This is a genomic window from Rhizobium sp. Nf11,1 (genome assembly GCF_050587665.1).
Lineage (GTDB): Bacteria > Pseudomonadota > Alphaproteobacteria > Rhizobiales > Rhizobiaceae > Rhizobium.
In genome coordinates, this window is record NZ_JBOBHU010000018.1 from 89,490 (window position 1) to 116,357 (window position 26,868).

At 61.7% G+C, this 26,868-nt stretch carries 26 protein-coding genes and 1 pseudogene; 16 read left to right on the top strand and 11 right to left on the bottom strand.

Translation table 11 applies throughout. The features are described 5' to 3' along the window. The first annotated feature begins 160 nt into the window (after nt 1-160). Together ACQ7C1_RS23585 and ACQ7C1_RS23590 are read left to right on the top strand one after the other, a co-directional pair. Complete coding sequence (locus ACQ7C1_RS23585) at nt 161-1,225, top strand: LacI family DNA-binding transcriptional regulator (RefSeq protein ID WP_221112386.1); 1,065 nt, start codon at nt 161-163, stop codon at nt 1,223-1,225. Nucleotides 1,226-1,237: 12 nt separating this feature from the next. Beyond that, nucleotides 1,238-1,767 (top strand): annotated as a pseudogene (locus tag ACQ7C1_RS23590) (NADPH-dependent FMN reductase). A 22-nt stretch (nt 1,768-1,789) separates the two neighbouring features. Here the strand turns inward: ACQ7C1_RS23590 and ACQ7C1_RS23595 are convergent. Genes ACQ7C1_RS23595 through ACQ7C1_RS23615 form a run of 5 tightly spaced genes read right to left on the bottom strand, consistent with a single transcriptional unit; the run spans nt 1,790 to nt 6,920 of the window. Further along, nucleotides 1,790-2,533, bottom strand: coding sequence for an ABC transporter ATP-binding protein (locus ACQ7C1_RS23595; protein WP_430959990.1), 744 nt, complete (start codon nt 2,531-2,533; stop codon nt 1,790-1,792). Further along, nucleotides 2,530-3,375, bottom strand: a complete 846-nt coding sequence (locus ACQ7C1_RS23600; protein WP_430959991.1) for an ABC transporter ATP-binding protein — start codon at nt 3,373-3,375, stop codon at nt 2,530-2,532. Before ACQ7C1_RS23600 ends, ACQ7C1_RS23595 begins: the two co-directional genes overlap by 4 nt. After that, nucleotides 3,362-4,264 (bottom strand): ABC transporter permease, encoded by a 903-nt coding sequence (locus ACQ7C1_RS23605; protein ID WP_183703380.1) that lies wholly within the window; start codon nt 4,262-4,264, stop codon nt 3,362-3,364. The genes ACQ7C1_RS23600 and ACQ7C1_RS23605 overlap by 14 nt, the downstream gene beginning before the upstream one ends. Before the next feature lie 11 nt (nt 4,265-4,275). Next, entirely contained in the window at nt 4,276-5,304 is a 1,029-nt protein-coding gene (locus ACQ7C1_RS23610) for an ABC transporter permease (RefSeq protein WP_183703213.1), read from the bottom strand. A 20-nt stretch (nt 5,305-5,324) separates the two neighbouring features. Then, a complete protein-coding gene (locus ACQ7C1_RS23615; protein ID WP_430959992.1) occupies nt 5,325-6,920 on the bottom strand; it encodes an ABC transporter substrate-binding protein in 1,596 nt (531 codons plus the stop codon). Nucleotides 6,921-7,051: 131 nt separating this feature from the next. On the opposite strand from ACQ7C1_RS23615, the gene ACQ7C1_RS23620 reads away from it, so the two are divergent. From ACQ7C1_RS23620 to kdgD, 3 genes are all read left to right on the top strand, one after another. Then, nucleotides 7,052-7,762 (top strand): FadR/GntR family transcriptional regulator, encoded by a 711-nt coding sequence (locus ACQ7C1_RS23620; protein ID WP_221112382.1) that lies wholly within the window; start codon nt 7,052-7,054, stop codon nt 7,760-7,762. A 64-nt stretch (nt 7,763-7,826) separates the two neighbouring features. After that, nucleotides 7,827-8,801 (top strand): mannonate dehydratase, encoded by a 975-nt coding sequence (locus ACQ7C1_RS23625; protein ID WP_085778121.1) that lies wholly within the window; start codon nt 7,827-7,829, stop codon nt 8,799-8,801. A 36-nt stretch (nt 8,802-8,837) separates the two neighbouring features. Next, nucleotides 8,838-9,764 carry a 5-dehydro-4-deoxyglucarate dehydratase gene (gene kdgD / locus ACQ7C1_RS23630; protein WP_430959993.1) on the top strand — a complete coding sequence of 309 codons (927 nt, stop codon included), beginning with the start codon at nt 8,838-8,840 and terminating at the stop codon, nt 9,762-9,764. Nucleotides 9,765-9,989: 225 nt separating this feature from the next. Here kdgD and ACQ7C1_RS23635 read toward each other — a convergent pair whose 3' ends face one another. The 4 genes from ACQ7C1_RS23635 to ACQ7C1_RS23650 all read right to left on the bottom strand — a co-directional run bounded on the left by ACQ7C1_RS23635 (nt 9,990) and on the right by ACQ7C1_RS23650 (nt 14,252). Continuing rightward, nucleotides 9,990-11,063 (bottom strand): ABC transporter ATP-binding protein, encoded by a 1,074-nt coding sequence (locus ACQ7C1_RS23635; RefSeq protein WP_430959994.1) that lies wholly within the window; start codon nt 11,061-11,063, stop codon nt 9,990-9,992. Nucleotides 11,064-11,086: 23 nt separating this feature from the next. Beyond that, the gene (locus tag ACQ7C1_RS23640) at nt 11,087-11,935 is read right to left on the bottom strand and encodes a carbohydrate ABC transporter permease (protein ID WP_221114878.1); all 849 of its coding nucleotides are present in this window, start codon (nt 11,933-11,935) and stop codon (nt 11,087-11,089) included. After that, entirely contained in the window at nt 11,928-12,866 is a 939-nt protein-coding gene (locus ACQ7C1_RS23645; protein WP_430959995.1) for a carbohydrate ABC transporter permease, read from the bottom strand. Before ACQ7C1_RS23645 ends, ACQ7C1_RS23640 begins: the two co-directional genes overlap by 8 nt. A gap of 81 nt (nt 12,867-12,947) precedes the next feature. Next, nucleotides 12,948-14,252, bottom strand: coding sequence for an extracellular solute-binding protein (locus ACQ7C1_RS23650; RefSeq protein WP_430959996.1), 1,305 nt, complete (start codon nt 14,250-14,252; stop codon nt 12,948-12,950). A 198-nt stretch (nt 14,253-14,450) separates the two neighbouring features. On the opposite strand from ACQ7C1_RS23650, the gene ACQ7C1_RS23655 reads away from it, so the two are divergent. From ACQ7C1_RS23655 to ACQ7C1_RS23665, 3 genes are read left to right on the top strand one after another with little or no spacing between them, the layout of a single operon-like run. Continuing rightward, nucleotides 14,451-15,650, top strand: a complete 1,200-nt coding sequence (locus tag ACQ7C1_RS23655) for an ROK family protein (RefSeq protein ID WP_430959997.1) — start codon at nt 14,451-14,453, stop codon at nt 15,648-15,650. A gap of 34 nt (nt 15,651-15,684) precedes the next feature. After that, the gene (locus tag ACQ7C1_RS23660) at nt 15,685-16,785 is read left to right on the top strand and encodes a Gfo/Idh/MocA family protein (RefSeq protein ID WP_430959998.1); all 1,101 of its coding nucleotides are present in this window, start codon (nt 15,685-15,687) and stop codon (nt 16,783-16,785) included. Between the two features lie 17 nt (nt 16,786-16,802). Then, a complete protein-coding gene (locus ACQ7C1_RS23665) occupies nt 16,803-17,444 on the top strand; it encodes a ThuA domain-containing protein (RefSeq protein ID WP_430959999.1) in 642 nt (213 codons plus the stop codon). Nucleotides 17,445-17,624: 180 nt separating this feature from the next. On the opposite strand, the gene ACQ7C1_RS23670 is transcribed toward ACQ7C1_RS23665, so the two are convergent. Continuing rightward, nucleotides 17,625-18,104 carry a DUF2938 domain-containing protein gene (locus ACQ7C1_RS23670; RefSeq protein ID WP_097598551.1) on the bottom strand — a complete coding sequence of 160 codons (480 nt, stop codon included), beginning with the start codon at nt 18,102-18,104 and terminating at the stop codon, nt 17,625-17,627. Nucleotides 18,105-18,336: 232 nt separating this feature from the next. Between ACQ7C1_RS23670 and ACQ7C1_RS23675 the strand changes: the two genes are divergently transcribed. Next, entirely contained in the window at nt 18,337-19,134 is a 798-nt protein-coding gene (locus tag ACQ7C1_RS23675) for a creatininase family protein (RefSeq protein ID WP_430960000.1), read from the top strand. Between the two features lie 9 nt (nt 19,135-19,143). Here ACQ7C1_RS23675 and ACQ7C1_RS23680 read toward each other — a convergent pair whose 3' ends face one another. Beyond that, the gene (locus ACQ7C1_RS23680) at nt 19,144-20,094 is read right to left on the bottom strand and encodes a LysR family transcriptional regulator (protein WP_085778110.1); all 951 of its coding nucleotides are present in this window, start codon (nt 20,092-20,094) and stop codon (nt 19,144-19,146) included. A 182-nt stretch (nt 20,095-20,276) separates the two neighbouring features. On the opposite strand from ACQ7C1_RS23680, the gene ACQ7C1_RS23685 reads away from it, so the two are divergent. The 7 genes from ACQ7C1_RS23685 to ACQ7C1_RS23715 all read left to right on the top strand — a co-directional run bounded on the left by ACQ7C1_RS23685 (nt 20,277) and on the right by ACQ7C1_RS23715 (nt 26,771). After that, a complete protein-coding gene (locus ACQ7C1_RS23685) occupies nt 20,277-21,290 on the top strand; it encodes an ABC transporter substrate-binding protein (protein WP_430960001.1) in 1,014 nt (337 codons plus the stop codon). A gap of 68 nt (nt 21,291-21,358) precedes the next feature. Beyond that, the gene (locus ACQ7C1_RS23690) at nt 21,359-22,186 is read left to right on the top strand and encodes an ABC transporter ATP-binding protein (protein ID WP_430960002.1); all 828 of its coding nucleotides are present in this window, start codon (nt 21,359-21,361) and stop codon (nt 22,184-22,186) included. Next, nucleotides 22,183-23,025 carry an ABC transporter permease gene (locus tag ACQ7C1_RS23695; protein ID WP_430960003.1) on the top strand — a complete coding sequence of 281 codons (843 nt, stop codon included), beginning with the start codon at nt 22,183-22,185 and terminating at the stop codon, nt 23,023-23,025. The genes ACQ7C1_RS23690 and ACQ7C1_RS23695 overlap by 4 nt, the downstream gene beginning before the upstream one ends. Further along, nucleotides 23,025-24,338 (top strand): cytosine deaminase, encoded by a 1,314-nt coding sequence (locus ACQ7C1_RS23700; RefSeq protein ID WP_430960004.1) that lies wholly within the window; start codon nt 23,025-23,027, stop codon nt 24,336-24,338. Before ACQ7C1_RS23695 ends, ACQ7C1_RS23700 begins: the two co-directional genes overlap by 1 nt. A gap of 1 nt (nt 24,339) precedes the next feature. Then, on the top strand, nt 24,340-25,749 hold the full coding sequence (locus ACQ7C1_RS23705) for an FAD-binding oxidoreductase (protein ID WP_221113344.1): 1,410 nt from the start codon (nt 24,340-24,342) through the stop codon (nt 25,747-25,749). Next, a complete protein-coding gene (locus ACQ7C1_RS23710; RefSeq protein WP_097598558.1) occupies nt 25,746-26,327 on the top strand; it encodes an NAD(P)H-dependent oxidoreductase in 582 nt (193 codons plus the stop codon). The genes ACQ7C1_RS23705 and ACQ7C1_RS23710 overlap by 4 nt, the downstream gene beginning before the upstream one ends. A gap of 51 nt (nt 26,328-26,378) precedes the next feature. Continuing rightward, on the top strand, nt 26,379-26,771 hold the full coding sequence (locus ACQ7C1_RS23715) for a RidA family protein (protein ID WP_430960005.1): 393 nt from the start codon (nt 26,379-26,381) through the stop codon (nt 26,769-26,771). Nucleotides 26,772-26,868: the final 97 nt, after the last annotated feature.

Below are 26,868 nucleotides of genomic sequence, written 5' to 3' on the forward strand. Positions count from 1 at the left end.
CGCACCGGGCAAAACGCCGACGCATGGAGTTGCCGTCAAACCGCATCTTCAAAGCCTCCCTGCTCTGCCGCCTGTCGCTGACACGTTAATTGTGCATAGCCATTCCGTTTGCGCAATCTGAAAGATTTTTGCATACTTCAGGAGAGAGCGAGGAGATGTGATGGCCGCGGAGCAGAAAAAAGGCAGGCGCACACGCCTCGACGACATCGCCGCCCGCTGCGGCGTATCGATCAGCACGGTGTCGCGCGCGCTTGCCGGAGAAAAGGGCGTCAGGTCCGAGATCCGCAAGCTGGTGCTGGAAACGGCGAGCGCTGTCAGTTATGCGCTGCCGGCGAGTGTCGCCGGCAAGAAAGTCATGCTCGTCGCCTCCGGCGCAGCGATGATCGACTACGTCCGCAACCAGTTCACGCTCCACGTACTCGAAGGACTGAACGCGCGCGCGTCCGCCCTCGGCATCGAAATGGCGATGCGCCCGGTCGCCGACAAGGCCGATGAAACCCGCGTCATTGCCGAGATGCGCAATGATGCCAGTTTCGGCGGCATGCTGATCCTGACCGTCGACGAGGAGGATATGCTGGCGGCCGCCGCCGATCTCGGGAAGCCCGTCGTACTCGTCAACAGCGACGATCCCTATATGCGGCTTTCGAGTGTGACGCCCTGCAACCGATCGGCCGCCTTCATTGCCGCCGAGCGGTTGATCGAGGCTGGGCATCAACGCATCCTGTTCATGCTGCGGCCGGGACGGCGGACGATCGAGCGGCGCCTGGAGGGCTGGCGCGACGCGCTGCAGCATCATGGGCTGACAGCCGATGCCGACCTGGTGCTCGAGGTCGACGACTGGTTGCCGGAACTCGGCGCCGAGGCGATCACCCGTCTCGTCGGCGACAAAGGCCTTTGCTTCACCGCCGTTCTGACGGCGGGCGACAGTCTCGCCAACGGCGCCGTGCGCGGATTGCAGGCGATGGGTTATGCCGTGCCGCAGGACGTCTCGGTCATGGGCATAGACGACCTGCCGCAATCGGCCTTTCTCAATCCGCCGCTGTCGACGGTGCATATTCCGATGCGCGAACTCGGCGCCACCGCGCTCGACCTCTTGCGCGACATGATGCTCGGCCTTGCCCTGCCGCGCCGCCGTGTCGAGCTTGCCTGCCATGTCGTCGAAAGAGGCAGCGTCGCAGCCGTCCGCCATCCGGTTGCCGTGGATCACATCAAGCCAATTGCGTGAGGTATGCCGGTCATGAAATTCCTGGCGATATCCGGAAGCGCCCGCAGAGCCTCGACCAATACGGCCATGCTATATGCTCTCCGGTCGGCTGCCGGGCCGGCGCATACGCTCTCGGTCTATGATCGTGTTGGCGAGCTCCCGGTCTTCTCGCCCGATCGCGAACTTCCCGAGCCTCCTTCCGAAGTGGCGGCTCTTGCAAATGCCATCGCGGAGGCGGATGGACTGATCCTGGCGAGCCCCGAATATATCAGGTCAATCCCCAGCGGGCTGAAGAACGCCATCGACTGGCTCGTCTCCCGCGACGAAGTGATCGGCAAACCGATCGTGCTTGCGCACGCGTCGCATCGGGCGATGACATGCTCCAGCAGCTTCGCACCGTTCTCGCCACGCTGAGCGAGCGCTTCAACGGACAGCTCTTCCTTCGCTTCCATCTGATGAAGCTTTCCCCGGAAGAAATCGCCGAGCATCTTTCCGCGCCCCGGTATCAGGAGGAGATGCGCCTTTTCCTCGAGGCTTTTGCAAGCTATTGCAGCCCAGCCTGAGGCTCGGCTGCGCAACGACCCGTCAAGCATCCATGAAGCTCGCCTCAAACAGTTCGCGCGCATAGGCATCATGCGTCGTGCCGGCCTCCAGATCCGCCTTCGTGAGTTCGTCGACGAAACCGCCGTTCTTCATGATCAGCACCCGGTCGCACATATGGGCGATCACTGCGAGGTCGTGACTGACGAGCAGATAGGTCAGTCCCTTCTCCTCACGCTGATCGGCAAGCAGGTTGAGGATTTCGGCCTGGACGGAGACGTCGAGCGCCGATGTCGGCTCGTCGAGCAGCAAGACGGGCGGCGACAGGATCAGCGCCCGGGCGATCGCCACGCGCTGCCGCTGGCCGCCGGAGAGTTCGTGCGGAAACCGATTGGCGAAGCTTGCCGGCAGACCCACCTGGACCAACGCCCTTTGGACCTTCGACCAGATGTCGGAATGGCGCATGGCGCGCAACGGTTCGGCGAGCGCGGTGCCGATGCGGTGGCGCGGATGCAAGGATCCGTAAGGATCCTGAAACACCATCTGGGCTGAGGTCAGTTCCTCGCGGGAGCGCTTCTTGCCGATCGGCTTGCCGCGCAGCTCGATCTGACCGGTCCAACCGGCCTCCATGCCGGCGAGGCAGCGCAGCACCGTCGATTTGCCGCAGCCGGATTCGCCGACAATGCCGAGCGTCTCGCCTTGGCCCACCTGAAAACTGATGCCCTTGACGACATGGTTGCTTGATTTGCCCGACGTGAAGACAACATCGAGGTCACGGACATTGATCATTGCGCCGCCTCCAGATCGAGTTTCGCCCGGTCGAGAACGGCAAGCCGGCGAACCGGATTCTTCGGATCGGGCAGCGCTGCTATCAGCCCGCGCGTATAGGGATGACGGGCCTCTTCAAGGCTGGTCAGCGTTTCGACGATTCTTCCGGCATACATGACGATGATGCGCTCGCAGAACGCCGCGACCATGCGAATGTCATGGCTGATCAGCAGCAGGCCCGAATTGTTTTCGCGCACCAGCTCATCGAGCAGCAGCAGCACGTCCTTTCGCACACTGACATCGAGAGCCGAGGTCGGCTCGTCGGCGATCACGAGCTTCGGCCGCGCCAGCAGCATCATGGCGATCATCACACGCTGGCCCATGCCGCCCGAGATCTGGTGGGGATAAAGCGCCATGACCCGGTCGGGATCGGTGATACGCACCCGCTCGAGCATGGCGCGAGCCGCATCCTGCGCCGGCTTGCCGCTGAGGCCGAGATGAAGGCGGGCGGCCTCGGCGATCTGCTTGCCGATCGACAGCACCGGATTCAATGAATAGCGCGGATCCTGCATGATCAGCGCGATATCCTTGCCGCGCAGCGCGCCCATCTGGCGCTCGCTTTTTCCCAACAGCGGGCTGCCGGCGAGATCCATTCGCTCGGCAGAAACGATCGCCGCCGGCGGCAAAAGACGCATGATCGCCCGCCCTGTCGTCGATTTGCCAGAACCGGATTCTCCGACGATCCCGACTCGTTCGCGGCCGACGTCGAAACTGACATTGGAGACGGCGGGCACGGCGCCTCGGCCGAACCGGACATTCAGCGCCTTGACGGAAAGAATGGGCTGGAGATCACGATCTTGCATGGCGGGGATCCAGAATGTCGCGCAGAGCGTCTCCGGCGATGTTGAAGGCAAGGCTCGTCAGCAGGATGGCGATGCCAGGCATGACCGCGACCCACCAGTAATCGAGCATGAACTTGCGGCCGTTGGAAATCATCGCTCCCCATTCCGGCGCAGGCGGCTGGGCGCCAAGGCCGAGAAAGCCGAGCGAGGCCGCTGTCAGGATGATGCCGGCCATGTTGAGGGTCAGTCGGACGATGACCGAGGGAACGCACATGGGGGCGATATAAAGGAGAAGAATGCGGATCGGCGAGGCGCCATAGAGACGGGCGGCAACGACATAGTCGGCGTTTCTGACGACCAGGGCCTCGGCGCGCGCCAGCCGGGCGATCGGTGGCCAGGCGGTGAGCGAGATCGCGATGATCGCGGTGGTCAGGCCGGCGCCGAGCGCCGCAGCAAAGGCAAGCGCCAGGATCAGCGACGGGAAGGAGAGAACGATATCGGTGGCGCGCATAAGCAGCGCATCGACGCGTCCGCCGAAGAAGCCGGCGACCACCCCGATCAAAAGACCGATCGGCCCGACGATGAGAGAGATCGAAAGCACGGTCTGGATGGTGATGCGCGTGCCGAAAATGAGGCGGCTCAGAATGTCGCGGCCGAACTCGTCGGTGCCGGCCGGATGCGCCAGGCTCGGGGGCTGCAGGGCGTCACCGAGCGATTGGATGACCGGGTCGTAAGGCGCCAATAGCGGCGCGAAGATCGCTATCAGGCAAAGCAGGCCGAGGATGACGAAACCGGCAAGGCCAAGCGGCTCGGCGGCCAGTTTGCGGCCGGCCCGCGCAAACGACGCCGCCATGCGGCTCGGCACGCTTGGAGGACGAATCCGGATCTCGCTGCCGATAACATTGCTCATCGGGCTGGGGCTCATCGCGCCGCCTCCCGCATGCGCGGATCAAATATGGCGTAGGCGACGTCGGCGAGGAAGTTCAACAGCATGAAAATGAATCCCACAATGATGGTGCCGGCCACGATGGCGTTCATGTCGCCGATCATCAGCGCATTCGTCATGTATTGGCCGATGCCCGGCCAGGAAAAGACGATCTCCGTCACGACGGCGCCCTCGAGCAATCCGCCGTAGGAAATGGCCAGGATGGTGATCAGCTGCACGGCGATGTTCGGCAGGACATGGCGCCAGATCGTGCCGAAGGGGCTCACACCCTTGGCGCGGGCCGCAATGACGTAATCCTGGCTCAACTGCTCGAGCGTGAAGCTGCGGGTCATGCGCGTGATGTAGGCCATCGCGGCATAGGCGAGAATGATGGCCGGAAGGATGATATGGCCGAGGGCATTCCAGAAGATTTCCGTCTCGCCCTGCAGGAGGCTGTCGACCAACAGCAGCCCGGTCTGCGGCGTGACGAGACCTTCGTAAAACACATCGATCCTGCCTGGCCCGCCGACCCAGTTCAGGCCGGCATAGAAGATGACGAGGCCGACGATGCCGAACCAGAACACCGGGATCGAATGACCGACGAGGGCGACCACGCGGGCGACCTTGTCGATCACGCTGTCGCGAAACAGTGCCGCGACCAGGCCGAGCGGGACACCGACGAAGGTCGAGATGATCACCGCCAGCGTGGCCAGTTCGAACGTCGCCGGAAAGGCCTGGGCGAGGTCCGAGGAGACAGGATTGCCGGTGAGAACGGCCGTACCGAAATCACCATGGGCGAGCCCGTTCAGATAAAGGAAGAACTGCTGATAGATCGGCAGATCGAGACCCAGACGCGTCCGCATCGCGGCATAGGCGGCGGGATCGGCGAGTTCGCCGACGATCGCGCCGACGGGATCCGTGGGCAGGACGCGGCCGATCACGAAGGTCACACAGAGGAGGATGAACAGGCTGACGAGCAGATGCGCCAGGCGTCGGCCAAATTCGGCTACAGAGAGTTCCTTCATGATCGGCTGCCTCGGGAGTATTACTGGGCTTCAGACTTCGTCACGTTCTCGAGACGCGTCAGCTGCGTCGGATGCCCTACATATCCTTTCACCTTGCTCGACAGGACAATCGGCTCGAAGCGTTCGAACATCGGCAGCACCGCTGGCTTCTGTTCGACGAACATCTTCTGCATCTCGACATAGAGCTCGCCACGCTTCTTGGCGTCCGGCTCCATCGATGCCTTGGCCGTCAGAGCCGTCAACTCCGGGATGTCCCAGGCCGAGCGCCAGACGAAGTTGCCGGCATTGTTGGCTTCCTTAGAGTTGTCGGGATTGGAGGAGAACTGCTCCATCGAGCCGAGCACATTCGGCATATAGGCGCTGGTCTGCGGGATCAGCAGATCGAAATCCCTGGCGCGGTGGGCGGCGATGATTTCCGAGCCGTTGCCCTGCTGGATGTCGATCTTGATGCCGACCTGGGCAAGCGATGCCTGGATGGCGGTGGCAAGGTCGATGCGCGGCGTCTGCGCGATCGTCTTCAGCGTCAGCGAGAAGCCGTCCTTGAACCCTGCTTCGGCCAACAACTGCTTGGACTTTTCGACGTCGAGATGCCAGTCGGGGTTCGGGATCGCAGATTCGAAATTCTCCGGGACCGGAACGTTTCTCGCCCGCCCGTAGGGACCCATGATCGTCTTCTCGATGCCCTTATAGTCGATGCCATAGGCAATGGCCTCGCGCACCTTCGGGTTGGACAGGTACTGGTTGCCGGCATTCATCGACAGCACGTAAAAGCCGCCTGTCGGAATGCGCTGGATGGTAAAGCCCTGCTTGTCCTTGAAGGTCGCGAGGTCGGCGGCGGTCATGGCGCTGGCGATATCGATGTCACCGCGTTCGAGCATCAGCCGCTCGACCTGGCTTTCCGGAACATGCCGGACGATGACGCGCTTCATCTTCGGAGCGCCGGTGACATAATCCTTGTTGGCGTCGAGGATCACGAGTTCGTTCGGAGACCAGCGGTTCAGGGTGAACGGACCGGAGCCGGCCGAGTGCGTGCGCATCCAAGCATTGCCGTAATCGTTGTCCACGACGTGCTTCTCGACTTCGAGGCTGTCGACGACGCTGGTGGTCGAGGTCGTCAGCCGGTAAAGCAGCATCTCGGCGGTCACCTGGCCGGAAAAATCGATGCGCACCGTCTTGTCGTCGACTGCGGTGACGAGCTTGTCGACATTGGTCTTGTCGTAGCCGACGCGTTTGAGGTTCGCGGCGGCAGCCTGGTCGAGCTTCAGAAGCCGCCCAATTGAATAGACGACGTCCTTCGCCGTCACCGGATTGCCGGAGGCGAAATTGGCCTGGCGCAGCGTGAAGGTGATGCCCTTGTCGTCCACCTTCCAGCTTTCAGCCAGCTGCGGCACGATCTTGCCATCCGGCGTGCTGTTCACCAGCCGGTCGTAGAGGTTCGACATGATCTCGACTGCCTTGCCTTCGGTCGCCTGATGCGGATCGAGCGACAGAACCTGTGCCAGTGATGTCCCGATCACCAGCTGGTCCTTCGGCGTTGCGGCATGCGAGAGTGGTGCGGCGATAGTCAGCGCGCCGATGACGGCGCCGACGAACAGGCCTTTCGAAAAATGCTTCATTGTAACTCCTCCCTGGATTACTATAGAGGACATATTATGTCGTCCGTATGTCGTATTATGATTTATCGAAGTCCGATTTGATTTGCAAGACCGTGCGGAAGACGTGAGGCAAAGGAACTGGGGAAACGAGAATGACGACACTTGGCCGGGGCCGGCAAAGACTGGCGCAGCAGGTCATCGATCAATTGCGCGCGCAAATCGAGACGGGGAAATTGCGCGTCGGCGACCAGCTGCCGACCGAGCCGCAGCTCGAATCGACCTTCGGCGTCAGCCGCACCGTCGTGCGCGAGGCCATTGCGGATTTAAGGGCCGCTGGTTTCGTCCGGCCGATCCAGGGCAAAGGCGTGTTCGTCGCGGATCCGAAGGTTCATTCGGTCATGTCGCTGACGCCGGTGGAAATCAAAAGCATTCCGGAAACCCTGGAATTGCTGGAGTTCCGCATGGCTACCGAGGGTGAAGCGGCAGCGATTGCCGCCTATCGCCGCACCGCCGAGCAGGAAGCGGCGATCCGCGAAGCCAACCGCCGGATGGCGCAAATGATCGAAAGCGGACAGCAGACGGTCGAGGCCGATTATGCCTTTCACATGGCGATCGCGGCCGCCACCAACAACCGCTTTTATGTCGACGTGCTACGCCATTTCGGCCCGCGCGCCATCCCCCGTGGCCAGTTTCCGACGCTTCCGGAGGCCAACGACCGCGAATATCTGCAAAAGGTCTATGCCGAGCATGTGGAAATCCTGTCGGCGATCGCCGATCAGGACCCCGACCGTGCCCGCCAGGCGATGCGCGCGCATCTGATGGCGAGCCAACGGCGTTATCGGATGCTGGCCGAACAGCAATAGGGCTCGACACCCTCAAAAATTCATATTATGTCATATGACATTGTTGGATTTAGAGAGGTCTCTGATGTATCTTGGAACACAGGTGGCAGCGCGCGACGATGACGATTATCGGATCTTCGCGCAATTGGGGGTGAAGCATATCAGTGCCGACCCGCCGGGACAGCCGAGCAGCTGGACGCTTGCCGATATCGAACGCCATCGCGACAAGGTCGAGAGCTTCGGCCTGATCCTCGACATGATCCAGCTGCCCCTGCCCTCGCAGCCGATCGAGAAGGCCTCCTATCCCGACATCCTGCTTGCCGGGCCTGAGCGTGACCGGCAGATCGATGCCGTTTGCCAGATGATCGAAGATGTCGCCGCGGCCGGCATTCCGGCGGTCAAATACAATCTCAACCTGATCGGCATTCCCCGCACGCCGGATGAACCGGGACGCGGCGGGTCGATGAATGCGAGCTTTCGCTGGGAGAAGACCGATCAGCAGGCTGCGCCCGGCCTTGCCGGCGTGCTCTCCGAAGACGAAAACTGGGAACGGATCGATTATTTCCTAGAACGCGTCGTGCCGGTCGCCGAGAGCAATCGCGTCCGGCTCGCCTGCCATCCGCACGATCCCTATACACCGCCCGGCTATCGCGGCGTCACACGCGTGCTCGGCACGGTGGAAGGGCTGAAGAAATTTGTGCAGATGCGCGAAAACCCCTATCACGGCCTCAATTTCTGCCAGGGCTCGGTTGGCGAGATGCTCGAAAATCCCCGCGAGGAGATCGACGACATCATTCGCTGGTTCGGAGAGCGCAACAAGATTTTCAACGTCCATTTCCGCAATATTCGCGGCGGCAAGCTGTCGTTCATGGAGACCTTCCCCGACGAGGGCGATATGGACATGGTCCGCTCGGCGAGGATCTACAAGGAAGTCGGCTACAAATACATGCTGATGCCAGACCATGTGCCGACCGTCAGCGGCAAGGACCCGTCCGCCACCGCATTTGCCTTTTGTTACGGCTACATCGCGGCACTTCTGCAAGTGCTCGAGAGCGCCTGACACCATCGATTTTCAACACCTAAGGAATAGGACGTCATGATGAACCCGATTGAATTGAAGAAGGCCGTCGGCAGCGGTCTGCTCTCGTTTCCGGTGACGCATTTCAACGATGAACTCAAGTTCGACGAAGCGAAATACCGGCGTCATGTCGAATGGCTCGCCGGTTACGACGCCGCAGCCCTCTTCGCCGCCGGCGGCACCGGCGAATTCTTCTCCCTTAACCCGAGCGAGATCCCGCATGTCGTCAAAGCCGCCAAGGCCTCGGCCGGCAATACGCCGATCATCTCGGGAACCGGGTACGGTACGTCGCTCGCCATCGAGATCGCACAGGCGGCCGAGAAGGCCGGCGCGGACGGATTGCTGCTTCTGCCGCCCTATCTGATGTTTGCCGAGCAGGCCGGTCTGATCGCCCATGTCAAGGCGGTCTGCCAATCGGTCGGCGTCGGCGTCATCGTCTATAACCGCGACAATGCCATCCTGACCGCCGATAGCATCGCCCGCCTGACGGAGGAATGCCCGAACCTGATCGGCTTCAAGGACGGCGTCGGCGACGTCGACAAGGTGATCGAGATCACCACACGGCTTGGCGATCGTCTGGTCTATGTCGGCGGCATGCCGACCCACGAGGTCTATGCCCAGGCCTATTTCGCCGCCGGCGTGACGACCTATTCTTCCGCCGTCTTCAACTTCGTGCCTGCGCTCGCCCAGCGCTTCTACGGCGCCCTGCGCATCGGCGATCAGGCGACCGTCAACGAGATCCTGAAGAGCTTCTTCTTCCCCTTCGTCGCCCTGCGCAACCGCAAGAAGGGCTATGCCGTCTCGATCATCAAGGCCGGGCTCCGCGTTCTCGGCCAAAACCCCGGCCCGGTTCGCCCGCCGCTGACGGATCTCACCCCGGAAGAACTAGCGATGCTGGAGAAGATCGTCGAGGCCAACGGCGTCGAACGGATCGCGGCGGAATAATACATCGCGAAATAGGCCGCCGGGGTGGCTCGGCGGCTGTCGGTTCGTGGGAATAGCTGCCCCTCACCCTAACCCTCTCCCCGCTCGCGGGGCGAGGGACGTGCCACACGAGACGTGGCGTGGAACGGAGAGGTCACGGCTTGTCCCTTCTCCCCGCGTGCGGGGAGAAGGTGGCGGCAGCCGGATGAGGGGCCGGTTTCGGCGATCTCCTGGGCTGAGGATTCGCTACAGCGCCACACCAGTGCCGCGGTCGAAAATATGCACCTGGTCGCTGGCGATGCTCGCCTCGAACACGGCGCCGTAGCGGGCGGGGTATTCGCCGTCGACGATCGCCGTCACCTGTTGTCCGGCAAGATCGAAGACCACATGGGTCTGGGCGCCCGTGGGTTCCACCAGCATCGTGCGGCCGGCGAGCGGTGTGCCGGCCGACAGGCCGGGAACGAGATGCTCGGGCCGAAGGCCGATAGTGACGGCCTGGCCACGCCTGACCTTGCGGTCGGGCGCGATGCGGATCGCAGTGCCGTCGTCGAGACGAGCAGCCGGTTCACCGTCTTCGCCATCCACCGTGCCGTCGAGCATATTCATCGCCGGCGAACCGATGAAGGCGGCGACGAAAAGATTGGCCGGCTTCTTGTAAAGTTCGAGCGGTGTACCCGCCTGCTCCACCCTGCCATGATTGAGCACGACGATTCGATCGGCGAGCGTCATCGCCTCGATCTGGTCGTGGGTGACATAGATCGAGGTCGTCCGGACCTTCTGGTGCAGCGTCTTGATCTCCGAGCGCATCTGCACGCGCAGTTTCGCATCGAGGTTGGACAAGGGCTCGTCGAACAGGAAGACGGCCGGATCGCGCACGATGGCGCGGCCCATAGCGACGCGCTGGCGCTGGCCGCCGGAAAGCTGCGCCGGCTTGCGGTCGAGCAGTTTGGCGAGGTCGAGCATGCGGGCCGCTTCAGCGACGCGGGCCTCGATCTCCGGCTTGGTAACGCCGGCGAGCCTCAGATTGAAGCCCATGTTTTCGGCGACCGTCATGTGCGGATAAAGCGCATAGGACTGGAAGACCATGGCGATGTTGCGCTCGCGCGGCGTCATGGCGTTGACGACATTGCCGCCGATGGCAATCTCGCCGTCGGTGATTTCCTCGAGACCGGCGATCATTCGCAGCAGCGTCGACTTCCCACAGCCGGACGGTCCGACCAGTGCGACGAATTCGCCGTCCTCGATGTGGAGCGAGATGCCGTGGATGACGTCGACGGCGCCGTAGGCCTTGTTTACATCTTTCAGTTCAACGGATGCCATTGATGCAACTCCAACGGTTCGGCTCAGGACTTCACGGCGCCGGCAGTCAATCCGGCGATGATATGTCTCTGGGCGACAAAGAAAACGATGATCGTGGGAAGGATCGTGAGGGTGATGAAGGCCAGCACCAGCTGCCACTCCGTGCCGAATTCACCGCGATAGACCATGATGCCGAGCGGCCAGGGATATTTGGATTCCGAGTTCAGCATGATCAGCGGCAGGATGTAGCTGTTCCAGCTGCCGACGAAGGAAATGATGCTGACGGTGGCGACGATCGGCCGGGAAAGCGGCAGCGAGATATGCCAAAAGAACTTGAGGTAACCGCAGCCGTCGACGAAGGCCGCCTGAAACAATTCTTCCGGAAGATTGCGGAAATAGTTCCTGAACAGAAGGATGCTCATGCCGAGGCCGAAGGCGACCTGCGGCAGCACCACACCCCAATAGGTATTGAGCAGGCCGAGGTCGCGAATGCGGATGAAGAGCGGCAGGATCGCGGTGGCGGCCGGAAACATCAGCCCGAGCAGGAAATAATTGAGGAGGAAGGACGAGCCGAAGAAGCGGACATGGGCAAAGGCGAAAGCCGCCATCGACGAGACGATCAGCGTCAAAAGCACGGTCAGCGCCGCAATGACGAGCGAATTACCGATCTGCAGCCAATAGCGCTCGCCGAAGAGGATGTCGGTGTAGTTCGCCCATTGCCATTCCGTCGGCAGGCCGAAGGGATTGGTGCGGAGATCCCCCAGGGTCTTGAAGCCGCCGAGCGCCGTCGTCAGCAGCGGCACCAGCACGATCGCCGCGATCAGACTCAGCGATACGTAGAGATAGATGCGGGTGGATGTCCTCATGCGGATGGAAGAGCTCATATCAGTCATGGCGCATGAAGATCCTTTTGTAACCGAAGGCGAGTGTCACGCAGATGATGAAGAGCACCACGCCGACGGCGCTGCCCAGACCCACCTGCATGCGCATGACACCGTAGGTATAGAGGAAGGTGACCATCGTCTGCGTCGAGTTCGACGGCCCGCCGCCAGTCAGCGGCATGATCATGTCGAAGAGCTGCAGGGAGCCGACGACGGCGAAGAAGATTGAAAGGCGCAGGGTGGAGCCGAGGAGCGGCAGCGTGACGTAGCGGAATTTCTGCCAGCCGGTGGCGCCGTCGATCTCGGCCGCCTCCAGCACGCTCTTGTCGACCGATTGCAGGCCGGCGATGAACAGCATCATGTGGAAGCCGAAATATTTCCAGACGATGACCCCGAGGATGGCATAGATCGCCAGCTCCTTGTCGGCGAGCACGTAAGGATTGGCGAAACCGAAGAAGTTGGAAATGGCGGCAAACAGGCCGTAGTCGCCATCATAGACAAAGCGCCAGATGAGGCCTGCGGCAACATCGGCCAGCACATAGGGCAGGAAGAAGATCAGGCGGTAAGCGACGACACCGGGAATGCGGTGGGCCAGCATGGTGGCCAGCCAGATGGCGAGCGGCACCTGGATGCAGATCGAAATGACGATGATCAGGCCGTTATTGACGAGCGCCTGGGTGAAAGCCGCGTTGCGGAACAGGACCTGGAAATTGCGGAGGGCGATGAACTCCGTCGGCGTGCCATAACCGTTCCACTTATAGAGGCTGTACCAGGCCGCCTCGCCCATCGGCATGATGACGAAGAGCGTGAAGAGCAGCAGCGCCGGCGGCAGAAACAGCAACAGCACGGTCAGGCGGTCGTGGGCGACCGAGCTCTTCCGGTTTGCGGCTCGTCTTGCCGGCCTTGCGGCGCTCGGTGTCGATAGGACTGAGATATTGGCCATGGTTCCTGCTTTCGCATCTCGTCGGCAGCGATGCCGGCGCTCCCGATTGACAGGAGCGCCGGAAGGTTCTGCGGGCGCAGGTTATTGTTCCAGTTCGAAAGCATCCTGGATCATCTGGGCGCCGTCCTTGGAGTTCATCTGTCCGGAGACGATTTCCACCGAGACGTCGTTGACGACACGGCCGACGGCCGCACCGAGATCCTGGTCGAAGAAGTTCTGATGCCAGGTCGAACCCGCAAGCTGTTTGGCCGATTCGGCGAGCAGCGGGTTGACGACACCGTCATCGGCGCCGACGGCAACAGGCAGGAGCATCCCGGCCTTGGCCATTGCCCGCTCGTTGTCCGCATTCGTCAGGAAAGCGAGGAAATCGATCGCTTCCTTGGAGGCCTTCTTGGTGAGCGCCCAGCCGTTCAGGCCACCAAGCGTATCGGTGGGCTTTCCGGCGCCGCCTTCAACCGTCGGGAAGACGAAACGGCCGATATTGTCGGGCGAAAGCCCCTTGCCGTCGCCGGCATTCTTGCGCTGGTTGGCCTCGGTCGCCTCGAAGCCGAGGATCATCGCCGCCTTGCCGTCGCCGAAAACGCCGAGCGTCTGCGGCCAGGTTGCGCCGAGATAGCCGGGCTGGAAAGGTTCGAGCTTGCCGAGCTCGGCGAGATCTTCGCCGGCCTTGATGATGGCCGGATCGAGGAAGCCTTCGCCCTCGCCCTTCTTGGCCGCGTCAAAGACCTTCTGGCCGCCTTCGCGCATGACGAGATAGCTCCAGTAGAAGTGGATCGGCCATTTCTCGCCGCCGCCGCCGGCGATCGGCACGATACCGGCCGCTTTGATCTTCTTCACCGCCTCAAGAAAATCGGTCCAGGTCTTGATGTCTTCGGCCTTGACGCCTGCCTTGGCAAACAGCGCCTTGTTATAGAAGAAGCTCACCAGGCCGACCTTGTAGGGGATCGCCCAGGTCTTGCCGTCGAAGGTCAGGCCGTCGACCGAGGCCGGCGTATAGGCCTTGCGCAGCTTGCCGCCATCGGCATCGAGAGCTGCCGTCACATCCTGCAGCGCGCCGGTCTCGGACTGCTGCTTCAGGACCCCGCCGCCCCAGCTGAAAAAGAAATCCGGGACGTCGTCAGACTGCAGCAGCGTGGGAAGCTTGGCCTTGAAGGCCTCGTTTTCGAGAAACTGCATCTGGATGTCGACGTCGGGATGCTGGGCTTCGTATTTCTTGACGATGTCTTCCCAGGCGGCGACGTTCTTCGGATCGGTTTCGAGATGCAGCCACTTGACCACCGTCGCCGCCGAGGCGGCCCCGGCTCCGGCCAGCAACATGCCGGCTGCCGCGGCCATGGATACAATGCGCCTGCCGCCGAGACCGGCGTTCTTCAGCATGAAATGCATGATCTTCCTCCCAGGGGACCTATCCTCACAATTTTTCCCCAATGCGGATTAATTCAGCGGACCTTGTGCCGGATGTCAACCCAACGCGTTAATTTTTGCCAAATTCGCTTGACAGCCCCGTGGAATTGCCTGCTATTTAATTCGTAACCCGTTATAAATATTGGCTTCAGCCAACCAAACGACTGCCGGCACATTTTCATGAAGACTGCAGATCCAGAATTGATGCGCGCGATCAATCGCTTGAACGTGCTCGATACCATCCGGCGCCATGGCCCGATCTCGCGCATCGAAATCAGCGAGCGGACGGAGCTGTCGACGACAACCGTCTCGGCCATCACCGCGTCGCTGCTCGATGACGGGCTGATCCTGCCGCGGCATGAGGGCGATATCCGCAATGAGGCGGTGCGCGGCAGGCCGCGCGTGGCGCTGGAACTCAATCCCGACGCCGCCCGCGTCGTCGGCGGCAAGATCGCCGCCAGCCGCATGGTGTTCGTCGTCACCAATTTCCGCGGCGACGTGCTGTCGAAGCTGGCTTTGCCGATCCGCATCGACCGGCAGCCGATCGGCGTCATCGCCGACCTCGTCGAGGACGGCGTCCGTCGTTGCGTCGTCGATGCCGGCCTGTCGCTCGAAGATATCGACAGCATCTGCCTCGGCTTTCCCGGCGTCGTCGAGCACCGCACCGGTTACATCAGAAGCAGCCCGATCTTTCGCGACATCAATGTCGATTTCGCCGCCGAGATGTCGACGCGGCTGTCGACGCCGACCATCGTCGAAAGCGACGCCCATGCCATTACGCTCGGCCACCACTGGTTCGGGAAGGCCCGCGATCTTGAGGACATGGTGCTGATTTCGCTGGAACAGACACTCGGTCTCGGCGTACTGCACGGCAACCGCCTGTTCCGCGGCGCCGGCGGCCTCAGCCATAACCTCGGCGATCTTGTCCTCGGCATGGGACCGAACGGCGTGGTGCGGCTCTTCAGCCAGGCCGGCGAAAGCGCCATCCTCGGCGAACATCAGGCCGACGGCCGTTTTGCCGAAGCCATCCGCCTCGGGCGCGGCATGACCCATGCCCAGGCGCTGATCAAGGCCGACGACGACCGGCTGATCGGTGCCGCTATCCGCGCCGGTGAAGCAGTCGGCTTGACGATCGCCAATATCGTCACGCTTTTTGCGCCGCCGCGGGTCATTCTCGTCGGCTCCAGCCTGGCGCTCGGCGACCCCTTCTTGAACAGCCTGCGCGACGCCTATGCGCTTGCCATTCCGCCCTCGCTGAGGGGCGTCAGCGAACTCGTCTTCGACGATTCGAGCGATGATTTCTGGGCGCAGGGTGCCGCAGCCGTGGCGCTCTACGAACTCTACGAATCGCCCTGGAGCACCACCGGGCCGGCCCTTTGACGGGCGAGAAAAGCAAGATCAAATGGAGGAATTCATGGACAAAGTCGGTATCGGCATCATCGGATGCGGCAATATTTCAGGCGCCTATCTCACGGCGATGGCATCCTTTCCCATTCTCGACATTCGCGGCGTCGCCGATCTCAACCGGGAACTGGCAGAGGCGAAGGCTGTCGAATTCAACGTGCCCGTCAAGTCCGTCGAGGAACTCCTCGCCGATCCCAAGGTCGAAATCATCGTCAATCTGACCATCCCGAAAGCCCATGTCGCCGTCGCGCTGCAGGCGCTCGACGCCGGCAAGCATACCTATTCGGAAAAGCCGCTCGGGATTAATTTCGCGGAAGGGAAAAAATTGGCGGAGGCGGCCAAGGCGCGGAATCTGCGGATCGGTGCGGCGCCCGACACCTTCCTCGGCGGCGGCCACCAGACAGCCCGCGCCCTGATCGACCAGGGTGTCATCGGCCAGCCGGTCGGAGGATCGGCAAGCTTCATGTGCCCGGGTCATGAGCGCTGGCATCCGAACCCGGCCTTTTTTTACGAAGTCGGCGGCGGGCCGATGCTGGACATGGGTCCCTATTACATCACCGATCTTATCAATCTGCTCGGACCGGTATCGCAGGTCGCCGGCTTTGCGACGACGCCGCGGGCCGAACGGCTGATTACCAGCGAGCCGCGCAATGGCGAGCGCATTCCGGTGCATGTGCCGACCCATGTCGCCGGCATGATGGCTTTTTCCAACGGCGCCGTCGTGCAGATCGTCATGAGCTTCGACGTCGCCGGCCATAAGCATGTGCCGCTCGAAGTCTACGGAACCGAGGGCACGCTTATCGTCCCCGACCCCAACAAGTTCGCCGGCCCTGTCGAATATCTGAAGAAGGGCGGCGCCTTCGAGGACCAGCCGATTATCGCACCCTATGCCGACGGCAATTATCGCTCGCTCGGCGTCGCCGACATGGCGCATGCGATCCGCTCCGACCGTCCGCACCGCGCCAACGGCGACCTTGCGCTGCATGTGCTTGAAGTCATGGAAGCCTTCCATACGGCGTCCGAGACCGGCCGGACGGTGACGATATCAACGGCGGTCGAACGCCCTGCCCCCTTGTCCGATTCGATCGTCGACGGACGGCTGGCGAAATAGTTTCAGGAGGAAAGAGAATGCGTGAAGCACTGATCGTCTGGGGTGGCTGGAGCGGACACGAGCCGCAGGAATGCGCCGAAATCATCAAGACCATGCTCGAGGAAGACGGCTTCAAGGTCTATCTCGAACACGGCACCGAGGCGCTTGCCGACCCTTCGGTCCATGATCTCAGCCTCCTCGTGCCGATCATGACGATGTCGAAGATCGAAAAGGAGGAGGTCAAGAACCTCGCCGCCGCGATCGAAAGCGGCGTCGGCATCGCCGGCTACCATGGCGGCGCCGGCGATGCCTTCCGCGACTCCGTCGACTATCAGTTCATCATCGGCGGCCAGTGGGTGGCCCATCCCGGCAACATCATCGACTACACCGTCAACATCACCCGCCCCGACGATCCGCTGATGGAGGGGATTGCCGACTTCCCCTATAGGTCAGAGCAATATTACATGCATGTCGACCCCTCGAACGAGGTCCTGGCGACGACCAGGTTTAGCGGCGAACACGCCTACTGGATCGACGGCGTCGTCATGCCGGTCGTCTGGAAGCGCAAATACGGCAAAGGGCGCGTGTTCTATTCCTCGCTCGGCCACCAGGCCAAGGAGTTCGACGTGCCCGAGATGAAGACCATCTTCCGCCGCGGCGCCAATTGGGCAGCGCGGTGAGATAAGGCTGTTCGGTTCGTGGGTTTGGCCTGCCCCTCATCCGGCTGCCGCCACCTTCTCCCCGCTTGCGGGGCGAAGGGACCATGCCGCAACCTCCCCATTCCTCTCCGACCTCTCGCGAGGCAGGTCCCCTCGCCCCGTTTACGGGGAGAGGGCTAGGGTGAGGGGCAAGCGGCGATCTCAGCGCAAAATCAACGCCGTACCATAAAGTCCTAATGCAAAAACCGTATGCGCCAGCAGATTGAAACACCGCACCTTCATCGGCTTTGGATGTTTCGAAGCAGCCCAGCCTAGGCCGAGGCCCGGCTGCAGCAGGAACCACCCTGCCCCGACGGTGACGATGCCGAAGATCCAGGCGGGAAGAAATGTCGGTGCGGCGAACCATCCCTCTCCCATGATGAGCGCAAAGATCACCCCATAGAGGATGCCGACGACGTAATGGCTGATCCAGCCGAGAGCGAGTTCATTCGCGTAAGGCGCAGCATCGGCAATGCTGTCATGAAAGACCTTGCCGCGGCCGAGATGCCAGAACCAGCGGCCGACCGGCGCCCAATTGGCGGGCGGCTGACCGAAGAACTTGGCAAGCACAATTGCCCAGAGGTCCATGAGGATGGTTGCGCCGGCGCCGATCGCCAGGCCGCGCCATAAAATATCGAACATCGGGAATCACCGGAGAGCGTTTTGATAGAGGCGCCAGAGAACCATTGCAGAGGCGCTTGCGCAATGGTTTCGGCATGACATTCGCCGAGACATTGCGGCCAAGAGGCGCCGTCGATGGGGCAACTGCTCCATCATCCGCAAAAAGGCATCGGTGCGGCCGCAAATTGATGCTTTTCGCAGGTAGCGTTATTCCCTACTCACTGTCTCGAACGGCAATGAGAGGCGAACGGCAATGACAGTGCCATTTTACTGGAACGAACTGGTCAGCGACGACTTCGCGGGATTGTCTGCGGACACCACGATCGCCATCCTGCCGATCGCCTCGACCGAGCAGCACGGGCCGCATCTACCTGTTGCTACCGACGTCGCTATCGCAACCGGCATGCTTGCCGAGTTGCGGAAGCAGAAGCCCGCCGATCTCGATTGCCTGGTGCTGCCGACGCAGGAAATCGGCAAGGCCAATGAACATATTTACGGGCCGGGAACCCTGTCGCTTGGCGCCGAACTGCTCATTCCGGTTTGGACCGCGATCGGCTCAAAGGTTGCCGAAGCAGGCATCCGCAAAATGGTGATCGTCAATTCGCATGGCGGCAATGTCGATATCATGAGCATCGTCGCGCGCGAGCTGCGCGTGCGCTACGCGATGGCCGTCGTCTCCACGCAATGGGGCCGCTTCGGCCATCCCGAGGGCATGATCGGCGACCATGAGCTGAAATACGGCATCCATGGCGGCGAGGTGGAAACCTCGCTGATGCTCCATTTCCGACCTGATCTGGTGCGAATGGAGAAGGCGCAGAATTTCACCTCCAAGGCGGAATGGATGCGCGACCAATCGAAATACCTTCAGCCGCTGCCGCCGCATTCGCTCGCCTGGATCGCCCACGACCTCAATCCCAACGGCGTCGTCGGCGACGCGTCGCTCGGGACGTCAGAAAAGGGCGAAGCAATCTGCCGCCATCAGGTCAGGGGCTTCATAGAGCTCCTCTATGACCTGAAACGTTACCAGCTTTCCAATCTCTACTCGAAGTAAGGCGGTGGCTCACATCGCCGCGGAAGCATAGGCCGCAATGTGACCCTTGGCCTGCAGTTCCTGCACCAGGCCGGCCAATTCGGCCAGGAGGTACTCGACGAACAGGCTGGTGGCGGAATCAAGCGGCGCGCGGGCGCGGGCAAAAAGCTTCATCGGCTGATGGCGCGCATGCGGCTCAGCGATCGGCCGGAAGACCAGTTCGCCCTGTCGGCATTCGGTGATGACATCAAGCGGGTTCAGGATCGTCAGCCCCGCCCCCGATTTGACCAGTTTCTTCAGCATCTCCGAGGCATTGGTTTCGAGCACCGGTTCTACATGCACGTCGAGGCGCGCCAGGGCCAGATTGATCACGTCGCGCAGGCTGGTCCCCTGCTGCGCCAGCACCAGGCGCTCCTGTACGATATCGGCAAGGTTGATCGGGCCGGGGCCGATCAGATGATGACCGGGCGGCAGGACCACGCCGATCGGTATGTCGAAATTGCCGAGGGTGCGGATGCCGGGCGTTGCCGGAATATTGAAGCCGAGCCCAATATCTACCTCACCTGAAAGCACCGGGTTAACCGTCATCGTGCCGGCGTCGTTGCGCAATTGCATGAAGACGCGCGGATGTTCCGACTGGAACCGCGCGATGATCTCAGGCAGCGGCCCGGCCGCAAGGCCGACCGTCGTCACCAGCCGGACCTTGCCCGCCTGCTGCATCTTCAGGCTGCGAATGCGCCCCTCCAGCCGTTCGTAATTCTTCAGCACCTCGCGAATATGTTCGATGCAGAGCTCGCCGGCGGCCGTCAGGCGCAGCCCGCGCGGCAGGCGCTCGAACAGCGGCGCACCCATTTCCTCCTCCAGTGCGAGAATTTGCCGGTTGATCGCCGAAGACGCCACATTCAGCCGTGCCGCTGCCTTGCGGATCGAGCCCGATCGCGCGATCTCGTTGATATAGAGAAGCTTTCTGGAGTGCAGCATCAGGACCTCGTTGCACAAAAATCAAGCACGCAGCGCAAATTAGGCACAGGCTTTGGGTGAGATGCCGAAAAGGCATCGTTGCGCACGAAATTTGATGCTTTTCAAAGAGCAAAGCAACCGCTCCTATGAAGAAAATCCGACGTCATCGCAGACGCCGAGAACTCCGAAGGGGAACGCTGATCATGCCCAATGTACTGAAGAATACGGTTTCCGCACTCATCGGCCTTGGCGGCATGTTCGCCGCCGCCGTCTCGGCCCATGGCGCCGACAAGGTAAGCTATGGCACGAACTGGCTGGCGCAGGCCGAGCATGGCGGCTTCTACCAGGCCGTGGCCGATGGCACCTATGCCAAATACGGCCTCGACGTCACCATCGTGCAGGGCGGTCCGAACGCAGCCAACAGCGCGCTTCTGATCTCCGGCAAGATCGATTTCTACATGGGTGGGCCGCAGGGCGAGATCTCGGCCGTCGAGCAGGGTATTCCGCTCGTCGATGTCGCGGCAATCTTCCAGAAGGATCCGCAGGTGCTGATTGCACATCCCGATGCCGGCATCGAGAAGTTTGAAGATCTCACGAAGCTCAAGACTCTGTTCCTCGGCAAGGACGGCTATCTCACCTATTTCGAGTGGATGAAGGCGAACTTCAAAGGCTTCAGGGACGAGCAGTACAAGCCCTACAATTTCAGCCCGGCGCCCTTCCTTGCCGACAAGGATTCGGCACAGCAGGGCTACCTTACCTCGGAACCCTACGAGATCCAGAAGCAGGCCGGATTCGAACCGAAAGTCTTCCTGCTCGCAGACAACGGCTACTCTCCCTATTCGACGATGATCACCACCACACAAGCGATGATCGACAGTAAGCCGGATGTCGTCCAGCGCTTCGTCGATGCCTCGATCGAAGGCTGGTACCACTATCTCTATGGCGACAACGCGAAGGCCAATGAGCTGATCAAGAAGGACAATCCCGAAATGACGGATGGTCAGATCGCCTACTCCATCGCCAAGATGAAGGAATACGGCATCATTGAATCCGGCGACAGCCTCGACAAGGGCATCGGCTGCCTGACCGAGGCGCATTACAAGGCCTTCTTCGACGAAATGGTAGCGATCAAGGTGTTCAAGCCGGAGACGGATTACACCAAGGCCTTCACGACGAAATTCGTCTGCAAAGGCACCGGAATGGCGATGAAGAAGTAAGCCGCAGACGCCGCCTGCGATCCGCCGCCAACACGGCGGATCACTCCCCTGCATGAACGAGACAGGCAATGCCCCCAGCAGAAGCTCAGGCCCTATCACCGAAAGAGATGCGCAAGCGGCCGCTGGTCGTCATGCAATCGGTTTCGAAAGTCTTCTCCAGCGGAACCGTAGCCCTTTCGAACATGTCGCTGACCGTGGAAAGCGGTGAGTTCATCAGTCTGCTCGGTCCGTCCGGCTGCGGCAAATCCACCGCGCTGCGCATCATTGCCGGCCTCGGCAATGTGACCTCGGGCGCGATCGACTGGCCGAGTTCGCGCATCAACTCCAAGGGTCTCCCTGAGGGCGATATCAGCTTCGTCTTTCAGGAGCCGACGCTGATGCCCTGGAAGACCGTCTTCGATAATGTCCATCTGCCGCTGAAACTGAAACATGTTTCGAAGGCTGCGGCGCACGATCGGATCCTGGAGACGTTGAGCACCGTCGGGCTTCAGGATTTCGCCAGCGCCTATCCGCGCGAACTCTCCGGCGGCATGAAGATGCGTGTGTCGATCGCCCGGGCGCTCGTGACCAGGCCGAAGCTCCTGTTGATGGATGAGCCCTTCGCAGCACTTGATGAGATCACCCGCCAGAGGCTGAACGACGACGTGCTGCGCCTCTGGAAGGTGACCGGCATCACCGTCATGTTCGTCACCCATTCGGTCTTCGAATCCGCCTATCTCTCGAACCGCATCGTCGTGATGAAGGCAAGGCCCGGGCGCGTTCATGCCGACCTGCCGCTGACGACCAGCCTGGAACGCGATGCCCATTACCGCACTTCGGAAGAATACCGCAGAGCTTGCGAGACGGTCTCGCATTCGCTGATCGGGGCGATCAACGCGGTGGAGGACCATCGATGAGTGACGAACCGGCCGCAGCGCCGCTGCTTGTCAAAACCACTGCAAGCGCCCGGGGCCGCGATCTGGCGCTGCGCATCTTGATCCCCCTGCTGGTGATCGCGGCGCTGATCCTGATCTGGTATGCGTATGTCAGACTATCGGGCGTGCCGCCCTATATCCTGCCGGGCCCGGCCGCGGTCGCAAGTGCCTTCGTGACCGATTGGGGCACGCTTGCCCCTGCCCTCTGGGTCACCACCAAGATCACGCTGGTATCGCTGATGCTGGCGCTCGTCGGCGGCGTCGGCTTTGCGATCTTTCTCGTGCAATCGCGCTGGATTGAACTCGCCTTCTATCCGCTCGCGGTCATTCTTCAAGTCACCCCGATCGTGGCGATCTCGCCGCTGATCCTGATCTATGCGCCGTCGACGCAGGTGGCGCTTCTCATCTGCGCCTTCCTCGTTGCCTTTTTCCCGATCCTTTCGAATATGGTGCAGGGGCTGAAAAGCGTCGACCATAATCTCATCAACCTGTTCGAGCTCTACGGCGCCTCGCGCTGGCAGACGCTGCTCTTTCTCAAGCTGCCGGCCGCCCAACCCTATTTCATGACCGGTCTCAGGATCGGCGGCGGCCTGGCGTTGATTGCAGCCGTCGTCGCCGAGTTTGCCGCGGGCTCGGCGGGCGCCGGCTCTGGCCTCGCCTTCCGGCTCCTCGAAGCGCAATACCGGCTCAATATTCCGCGCCTCTTTGCGGCGCTGCTGATGCTCTCGCTGCTCGGCGTGGCGATCTTCGCCGTCACCTCCTTCATTTCGTGGCTTGCCCTGCACCGCTGGCACGAGAGCAGCCTGAAACGGGAAAACTGATGACCTATTCCTTCATTTCACCGCCCAATGCCGGCCGCTTCGTGCTGAGCAATGCGACTCTGCCTGCAGCTGCCGTCACCGGTTATGACGCACCTGCCGTCGAGGGGCTCGTGCGGGCCGATATCGTCATCGCCGACGGTGTGATTTCCGCCCTGTTGCCGCCCGGCGGAGCGCCCGCCGAAATTGCGAAATCCGACCTCAAGGAAGGCATGGTCTGGCCCTGCTTCGCCGACATGCATACGCATCTCGACAAGGGCCACATCTGGCCGCGCAACGCCAATCCGGACGGCACGTTCCCGGGGGCATTGGAGGCCGTGCGCGCAGACCGCGAGGCAAACTGGTCGGCCGCCGACGTCAAGAAGCGCATGGAGTTCTCCCTGCGCTGCGCCTACGCACACGGCACCAGCCTCATTCGAACCCATCTCGATTCCCTTGCGCCGCAGCACCGCATTTCATTCGAGGTCTTTGCCGAAATGCGCGATGTCTGGAAGGACAGGATCGCCTTACAGGCGGTGGCGCTGTTTCCGATGGAAAACATGGCGGACGCCGCCTATTTCGCCGATCTCGTCACTGTGGTCCGCGAAAAGGGCGGGCTGATCGGCGGCGTCACCCGGATGAGCGGCGATCTCGACAACCAGCTCGACATGTTGTTCAGGGCTGCGGCTGATAATGGCCTCGATGTCGACCTTCATGTCGACGAGACCGACGATCCGGCTGCGGAAACCCTGAAGGCGATCGGGCAAGCCGTGCTGCGCAACCGCTTCGGCGGCAAGGTGACGGCCGGCCATTGCTGCTCGCTCGCCCGCCAGGACGAGGAGACGGCAAAACGCACGGTCGATCTCGTCGCAGAGGCCCGACTCGCCATCGTCTCGCTGCCGATGTGCAACACGTATCTGCAGGACCGCTATTTCGGCCGCACACCGCGCTGGCGCGGCGTCACACTTTTCCACGAACTGGCGGCAGCCGGCGTCGCAACGGCGGTCGCCTCCGACAATACCCGCGACCCCTTTTATGCCTATGGCGATCTCGACCCGGTGGAAGTGTTTCGCGAGGCGGTCCGCATCCTGCATCTCGACCATCCGCTGGATACGGCCGCACGGGTTGTAACCACCTCGCCCGCCGATATTCTCGGCCGACCGGATATGGGACGCATCGCCGTCGGCACTGCAGCTGATCTCGTGCTCTTCAGCGCCAGGCGCTGGAGCGAATTTCTTTCCCGTCCGCAGTCCGACCGCGTCGTCCTTCGACGCGGCAAGGTGATCGACCGCAGCCTGCCGGACTATCGTGAACTCGACAGCGTCGTTGGAGCCTGACATGCCGGATTATCAGACGATCAAAAAGGAACTCGAAGGCATCGCCATAGAAGACAATCCGGCGCTGGTGCGCCAGAAGAGCCGTGATTTCTACTGGTATTCGCCGATCCTGAAGGCGCAGCTCGACAATGTGACGGCCGATCTCGTCGTCACGCCGAAAAACGAAGAAGAGGTCATCCGGACGCTGGAGGTCGCCTTCGCGCATGGCGTGCCGGTCACGCCGCGCGGCGGCGGCACCGGCAATTACGGCCAGGCGATGCCGCTTTCCGGCGGGATCGTGCTGAACCTTGCCGCCATGGACAAGATCAAGGAAATTCATCCCGGCCGGGTGATCTGCGAGCCGGGCATCATCATCGCCCAGCTCGACAAGCAGACCAAAGCTCATTCCGGCCAGGAACTGCGGTTCCATCCCTCGACGGCGCAGATGGCGACGGTCGGCGGCTTCATCGCCGGCGGCTCCGGCGGCGTCGGCTCGATCACCTGGGGCGGCTTGCGCGATCTCGGCAATATTCTGCGCCTGCGCGTCGTCACCATGGAGGCCGAGCCGCGCGTGCTCGATCTCACCGGCTGGGATCTGCAAAAGGTCAGCCATGCCTACGGCACCAACGGCGTCATCACCGAGATCGAAATGCCGCTGGCGCCCGCCTATGATTGGGTCGATGTTCTCGTCGGCTATGACGACTTCATGGCCTGCGTGCGCTTCTCCGATGCGCTTGCCAAATGCAACGGCATCCTCGTCAAGGAGATCGCCCCGATCGCCGCACCGATCCCGTACGACTATTTCACCCGCCACAAGCCCTATATCCGCAAGGGGCAGTCGGTGGTGGTGCTGATGATCGCGCCGCATGCGATGGATGCCTTCCTCGCCTTCACCTCGGCCCACAAGGGCGAAGTGATCTTCCGCTCCGACAAGGTCGAGAGCATGAAGGGCATTCCGCATGCCTATGAACTTGCCTGGAACCACACGACGTTGCGGGCGCTGAAGGTCGATCCTGGATTCACCTATCTGCAGGTTCAGTACCCGGGGCCGGATCACGTGGCCAAGGTTGCCAAGATGGTGGAGATCTTCGGCGACGAGGTTCCCGGCCATCTCGAATTCATCAAATTCGACGGGCAGATCCAGTGCTCCGGCCTTCCGCTGGTGCGCTATACCACGGAGGAGCGCCTTGAAGAAATCATCCGGATCCACCAGGATCACGGCTGCCCGATCTTCAACCCGCACCGCTACACGCTCGAGGAAGGCGGCATGAAGCGCACCGACAAGGTACAGCTTGCCTTCAAGCACGAAACCGATCCGAAAGGGCTTCTGAATCCCGGCAAGATGATCGCCTGGGAGAACCCGGACTTCGATTTCAATGCCGGCAAGAACTATCTCTTCCCCGGCCTTGCGGGCCTGATGGAGGCCTCATGAGGGTGCTCGTGCTGCATTCGCATCCGGTGGAGGAAAGCTACGGCAAAGCGCTCTATAAGCAGACGCTGGAAAGCCTGCGCAAAGCCGGCCATGAAGTGGACGGATGCGATCTCTACGCCGAGAATTTCGATCCCGTTCTCTCCCGGCATGACCGGCTCGCCTATCACGACTACCCCGACAATATCGCGCTGGTGAAACCCTATGTCGAGCGGCTGAAACGGGCGCAAGGGCTGGTCCTGGTCACGCCGGTTTGGAATTTCGGCTTCCCGGCGATATTGAAAGGTTATTTCGATCGCGTCTGGCTTCCAGGCGTTTCCTTCGAACTGATCGACGGCAAGGTGGAATCGCGGCTGCGCCATATCGGCAAGCTCGCCGCCGTGCTGACTTATGGCGCGACGCCGTTCCGCGCCTTCGTGGCTGGCAACCCGCCGAGGAAGATCGTCAAGCGCGTGCTGCGAGCGCAGATCAACCCGCTGCGGCCGGTCACCTTTCTTGCCCATTACGACATGAATAATTGTACCGAGGAAACGCGGACACGGTTCCTGCAGAAGGTGAAGAGCGCGATGGAGCGTTTCTGAGCATGCGGAAGGACTGTCCGCCGAAACACCTGGTTCAGGCAGGGATTTCCGATGAAGAAGGTTTTTAACCCGATCTCCGTCCGCCGCCCATTCGGGCATTACAATCACGGGCTGCTGGTGCCGCCGGGCGCCTCCCTGCTCGTGACCTCGGGCCAGCTCGGCATCGCCCCCGACGAGGCGGTACCGGAGGATGTCGGCGCACAGGCGGAACTCTGCTTCGAAGCCATCAAGGCAATTCTCGCCGAGGCCGAGATGAGTTTTGCCGACGTTATCCGCATCTCCGCCTTCGTGACGAAGCGAGAGGATTTCCCAGCCTACATGGCCGTGCGTGATCGTTACACGCTCGATCCGAAGCCGGCCTCGACGCTGATCATCGTCGGCGGCTTCACCCGCCCGGAGTTCCTCGTGGAAGTCGAAGTCACGGCCGCCAAGGTGTTTTGCTGAAGCGAGCCGAACGCCTGCCTCCCCGTCAGTCGCTGCTTCAGTTGCCTGCGCCCGATTGCCTAGAGCCTGCTGCTTTCATACGGAAGCATATCCTGAG